This is a genomic window from Psychrobacter sp. T6-1 (assembly GCF_052258445.1).
In genome coordinates this window covers 1-3,793 of record NZ_JBQQFC010000238.1, presented here as the reverse complement: position 1 = coordinate 3,793, position 3,793 = coordinate 1, and the positions used below count along the sequence as shown (strand labels likewise).

The window sequence follows — 3,793 nt, the reverse complement described above, 5'->3', positions numbered from 1 at the left end:
GCGAGGCGCACCCTACTAATAACGCTCATGCCAGACTATTTATCACGATTCCCCAAATTACCTATTGACAACCTCCTAGCTATTCCCTAAAATACGCTCACTCTTAACGAGGGGCTATAGCTCAGTTGGTAGAGCACTTGCATGGCATGCAAGGGGTCAACGGTTCGACTCCGTTTAGCTCCACCATATTTTTATCGTTAGATTCTTTTATCTTAGATGAAACAGTTAAGAGGCAGTATCAGCACCTAGGCAAGACTTTTTATGTTATCTGTAATAAGTTCTCTGATATTGTGATTGACCGTTGTATCGATGCTTAATTGCATTAAATACAACACTCTATGCGTCCCCATCGTCTAGAGGCCTAGGACACCGCCCTTTCACGGCGGTAACGGGGGTTCGAATCCCCCTGGGGACGCCACTATTTGGTGTCAATTATTAGCTCTTTTGCTTTGCATGAGATAAGACTAGTAAGCACAACTAAAAGCCCAGCCACGATTTTGTGACTGGGCTTTTTGTCGTCTGCACTTTAGATCCTTATTTATTCTAGCACAATAAGCCTTTGCTCAAGCGTCCACCATATCCTACAAATAGTGTTTTCTATCAACAACCTAGCTTTTAAACTTTACATGATTTTACATTTACAGGTTTTAATGACATAGGTTAACACTTGTATACAAGATGCTTGTTATTCTCTACCTAATAGTATTATTAATATCAAATGCATTTGACTAAGCTTGCCATATATTCACTAAACTTTGTGCCGTGTAACTTTTATATCACAAATATTAGTGAAGTATTTAGCCTATAACAATTGATATGTAATCCTTAAAAGGAATGATTATGACCCCTACTTACTCATCTCAGCGTCGTCCATCGTGGCGCGGCGTTCTAGCTGGTCTCGTTATGGGATTGATTGTCGTTATGGCAATGATTGCCCTAGCGCTCGTCCTCAGCTCTTTTCTCCCTTTCGACTTAAAGGGTACAAGTATCGCAGGCGGTATATATGCCGCTATTACTGCTTTAGTCAGCGCCTTTATCGCAGGTTACTTTGCTATCAAATTCTCAGCACCAGAAGCACTATTTGGTGACGGTACTGATGTTGATCCAAAGGATGCCAGCCTAACAGGTATGTTAACTGCAGCACTTATCATCTTGTTTACAACGTTTTTTACGCTAAGTAGTGCCACTGGTATCTTGGCATCTGCTGGTAACGCTATTGGCGGCACGGTCAGCACCGTAGCCAAGACAGCAGGCGGCGTTGCAGCAGCAGGAACCTCGGCGGTCGGTACGGCAGCCGTTGCCGCGCCAGATAGCACTATTGAGCAGCTGCAACAACGTGCGCAGCAAGCGTATCAAACGGTCTCAGGTAATATTAGTAAAGAAGACTTGAATGCTCTAGTCGCTAAAAATACACAAGGTTTAAATGAAGAACAAATCGCAGCAACCACTAATGTCGTTGAGCAAATGATCAATGAGACTCAAGGCGATGTAGCCGATATGGACTTCACGAGTGTCGATACGTGGCGCAATATTGATGACTATGCTAAGCAGCGTATGGCATCTATTGAACAAACCTTAAAGAGTGATGAGCTTATCAATCGCCTGCAAGCTGAAGGCCTCACTGAAGCTCAAGCGCTTGAAGTACGTACCGAGGTCACGCAATCATTCAATGAGTACAAAATGAAGACGGAGCAGTATATTGCTCAAGCACAGCAGACTGTTGATCAAAACTTGCAACAAGCTGAAGATGTGGCTCGTAAAGCAGCCTTGTACAGTGGTCTATTCTGGTTAATCAGTGCGCTACTCACTTTTGTCGCCGCTATTGCTGGTGCTAAAAGCGCCGCTACTAAACATCGCTTAGATCGTCCAATCGTTACTTATGGTGATAATGTTCGTTAATCCATCAACTCAAAAGCTAATCATTAAAAAAGCCTAGTCTTAACGATTAGGCTTTTTTTGTGCTCAGTTTTATTAGGGTTTGTCATCCATTGAACAATTAATGAGACCCAGTAAAACTCTTTAGCGACAAATTTAAGGATAAATAAGTCCCTACCAGTATCACCGCTGAACCGACAATAGCAGCGGTATCCAAAGCCTCACCTAATAAGATATAACCAAAGATAATCGCAAATATAGGAATAACTAAGGTGATACTTGTCGCTCGCATAGGGCCAATGCTCTTGATCAGCTCATTGATAAAGATAAAAGCAATCGCCGTTGAGAATACGCCAATACAAACCACCGAGACCCAAGCTTTTAGACTGATACTCTGTCCATAAGGAAACTCGTAGATAGCGACAGGCAGCATGACGACACTTGCAATCAGCATAGCACCAATAGTAATGGCGACAGGTGAGGTGTCATGTAGATAGTTCTTGGTCACGTTCGCGCCAATAGCATAGCCCACGCAACCAAGCAAAGCATAACCCATGGGTACTAAACTCGAGCCCAAATCTGAAGCTGCCCCGCCAAACAAGCTTTCACTCATCAAGATTACAACGCCTATAATGCCAATCATCAAGCCCAGCGTCTGCTTTTTTGAGAGCTTATCATTAAAGAATGTACTGGCGATAAAACCGCTCATCATCGGCACAGAAGCGTTGAGTACTGCAAGCACGCCAGCGTTCACTGACTGCGCAGCATAAGAGAATAGTACAAAGGGGATAGAGGTTGAAACCAGACCGACTACTGTGAGCAGCTTCCAATGCTTACCCACTATCTTTAGATGAGTGGGGTTAAAGGCCAAAAAGGCCAGCATAGTGAGACCTGCAAATATCACCCGCAAGCTGGCAAATGACATCGAGCCAAACTCAGGCACGCCTACTCTATAAAAAATAAAGGATAACGACCACATAAAGGACAAGCTGATAAAGATAATAAGGTCGCGTCTGCTCATAGTTGGCTCAATTTAATAGTGACTTGCTCAGCCATCAGTCAATAATCAACTATCGCAGGCTAAGCGCTTAAAAATATCGTGATGATACCGCGTTGCTGCTTTTAAAAGGGGTTTATTTGTGTGTCTGTAGTCTATTTTTGATAAGAGCAAGTAAGTACATAATTCGTCATTGGATAATCTCTACAATGAGCTTAGACTGATAGGTCGCTCAAAGCTATCTACCGCTTTATAATGTGGCTCTTTACTAAAACAACAAAAGCGCTATCAACGAGGATACAAGCGATGTTTGGTATAGATAACTATTTGGGATTTGTCTTAGCAGCCATTTTGCTCAATGTGACCCCTGGTATTGATACGATGTACATCATTACTCGCAGCGTCTCTCAGGGTAAAAAAGCGGGGCTATATTCTGTGCTCGGTATCGTTTCAGGTATCTTAGTACATACCGTATTGGCAGCACTCGGATTATCAATTATTTTAGCCAAGTCGCCACTTGCCTTTACTATCGTTAAATATATCGGTGCTAGTTATCTGTGCTACTTAGGCTTTAAGATGCTGATGAGCAAATCTAGTGCCGTTATAGCAGACAATTTACCTAATAATAAAAGCAACGCTCAAGCTAAGTCTTTGGACTACGCTCAAATATACAAACAAGGCGTGCTGACCAATACCTTTAACCCAAAAGTTGCGTTGTTCTTCCTCGCGTTTTTTCCGCAGTTTATCGATCCTAGTTACGCACATAGCACGCTATCTTTTTTGGTATTGGGACTGACGTTCGCGCTGACAGGTTTAATATGGTGCGTATGTTTGGCGCTACTGGCATCACGATTTAGTCAGAAACTGCGAGAGAACCCAGCGATTGAGTCTGTGTTGAATAAAATAAGCGGTGTGGTGTTT

Annotated in this window: 3 protein-coding genes and 2 tRNA genes; 4 read left to right on the top strand and 1 reads right to left on the bottom strand. The window is 42.9% G+C overall.

Annotated features, from left to right (window positions below):
• Positions 1 to 110 precede the first annotated feature (110 nt).
• The 3 genes from ACTXGO_RS10850 to ACTXGO_RS10840 all read left to right on the top strand — a co-directional run bounded on the left by ACTXGO_RS10850 (position 111) and on the right by ACTXGO_RS10840 (position 1,899).
• Positions 111 to 186, top strand: a tRNA-Ala gene (locus tag ACTXGO_RS10850).
• Positions 187 to 342: 156 nt separating this feature from the next.
• A tRNA-Glu gene (locus tag ACTXGO_RS10845) sits at positions 343 to 418 on the top strand.
• Positions 419 to 840: 422 nt separating this feature from the next.
• Positions 841 to 1,899, top strand: coding sequence for a hypothetical protein (locus ACTXGO_RS10840; protein WP_443574467.1), 1,059 nt, complete (start codon positions 841 to 843; stop codon positions 1,897 to 1,899).
• Positions 1,900 to 1,996: 97 nt separating this feature from the next.
• Here ACTXGO_RS10840 and ACTXGO_RS10835 read toward each other — a convergent pair whose 3' ends face one another.
• Positions 1,997 to 2,896 (bottom strand): DMT family transporter, encoded by a 900-nt coding sequence (locus ACTXGO_RS10835; protein ID WP_443574465.1) that lies wholly within the window; start codon positions 2,894 to 2,896, stop codon positions 1,997 to 1,999.
• Positions 2,897 to 3,178: 282 nt separating this feature from the next.
• Here ACTXGO_RS10835 and ACTXGO_RS10830 point away from each other — a divergent pair.
• A partial coding sequence (locus ACTXGO_RS10830; RefSeq protein WP_443574463.1) for a LysE family translocator occupies positions 3,179 to 3,793 on the top strand: 615 nt, incomplete at its 3' end.

What these genes read in the sequence shown, in the direction of transcription:
- ACTXGO_RS10840 (WP_443574467.1), top strand. Translation starts at nt 841, where the DNA reads ATGACCCCTACTTACTCATCTCAGCGTCGTCCATCGTGGCGCGGCGTT.
- ACTXGO_RS10835 (WP_443574465.1), bottom strand. Translation starts at nt 2,896, where the DNA reads ATGAGCAGACGCGACCTTATTATCTTTATCAGCTTGTCCTTTATGTGG.